Raw genomic sequence first — 1,614 nt, 5'->3', positions numbered from 1 at the left:
AGCGCGCACCTGTGCGATCGCATGCCCGATAACTTCTCTGTTCTCCCTGAGGGTGAAATCCAGAAGAGGCTCGTTTACAAAGGGCCCCGCGGAAACGGGCCCCTCATCTTCCCGCGCCTCGACGTGTGGCTCCGGTTCCGCAAGCAGCAGGTCGGAAGGGGTATTCTCGGCAAACCGCTTCCTCAAAAATCCCTCGTTCGACGTGTTCTCCAGGAGGCGGCGCACCAGATAGGCCATGCCCGGTATGAGCTCTCCCACGGGAACGTACTCGCGGACGGTATACCCAAGCTTCCCGAGCGCCCGCTTAACGGGCTCGGCCATGCCGTAGAGCATCTGAAATTCGTACCGGTCCCGGGTGACACCCATCGTATCTGCGAGCACGATCGTCTTTGCGATGGACCGAACATTGTGCGTACCGGCGGCCAGCACCACGTGCTCGTTATCTTTCAGGATCATCTCCACGCACCGCTCGAAATGCGCGTCGGTGTGCGCCTTCTTCGAGAAAACGGGAAGCGGCCAGCTCTTCTGCCTGGCAACGATGTTCTCATACTCCCAGTATGCCCCCTTTACCAGCCGGATCGATATCCGGTGGTCCCCCCGCTTCGCCCACGCGATCAGCCGCCTGAGATCCTCACCCGTCTCCCTGAGGTAGGCCTGGACGGCAACGCCGAAGTTCTCCCAGCCCCGGAACTCATCCTCCTCGAGAATCCCGGTGAAGACGTCCAGGGTGATATTTTTCAGGCCCCGCATCTCCATGTCGAGGTTTACAAACCCGCCGGCATCTCTCGCCCTCCGAAGCAGGGGGCGAAGCCTCTCCTTCACCATCTCGACGCTGTCTTTGTGATTTACGGCGCTCATCCGAGAGTAGAGGGAGCTGATCTTCACCGATACCTTGAGAAGGGGAAGGTGGGAAGACACCGTACCCGTCTCCCTCTCCCATGCCGCGATCTCCTCCTTCAGCACGTCGACGAGATGGAGGTATTTCTGCCCGTACGATTCGGCCTCCTTTTCCGAGAGGGCCTCCTCGCCCAGAATATCCACCGTATAGGTCCTGCCGGCGTAAAGGATTTCTCTCAGGGCATCCTTCCCACCCTCGATGTCCCTCCCGGCGATGAAGCTCTTTGCGAAACCCTCCATGTTCTTCCTGATAACGGACGCCGCCAGGGGCGAGGTAAAGGATGCCGTGACCCCCTTCAGGGCCGCCTTGAAAAAATCGGGGAATTCGAAATCTTCCGAGAGAAAGTATTCCCTCAGGTGTGTTGCGATTGCCTCATCGGTCAGGAGGGTCGGAAAGACGTCGACAAAGCGGAAAAGCTGTACTTTGAATTCGGGATTTTTCATCACCAGGTCCATGGCCTGTCCAACCCACCACTTCCTGTCGAATATCGAGGGTGTCTCAGCCTCGATGAGCCCGAAAATCTCCCTTCCCTTTTGAACGACCCGGTCCTGGTCTTCCCGCGAGTTCATGGTGCACCCCCCTCAAGAGAAAAGTTGCAATCGTCAAGGAGGAAAGTGTTTTGTAAGAGCATCATCCACTTACAGTTTACACCGTCTGCCACCGGCACCATAAACGCTTCTTGGTGGGAATCATCTTGAATCGGCCATTAAGACTAT

The 1,614-nt window shown here is 57.4% G+C and carries 1 pseudogene (only partly in view); it reads right to left on the bottom strand.

What is annotated here, in order from left to right:
- Positions 1–1,467 (bottom strand): annotated as a pseudogene (locus GTN70_00960) (aldehyde dehydrogenase family protein) (it extends 1,452 nt beyond the left edge of the window).
- Between the last annotated feature and the right edge of the window lie 147 nt (positions 1,468–1,614).

It is taken from the genome of Deltaproteobacteria bacterium (genome assembly GCA_011773515.1).
Lineage (GTDB): Bacteria > Desulfobacterota > Deferrimicrobia > J040 > J040 > WVXK01.
The sequence above is the reverse complement of the archived record's forward strand: the minus strand, read 5'-3'. Positions and strand labels throughout refer to the sequence as shown.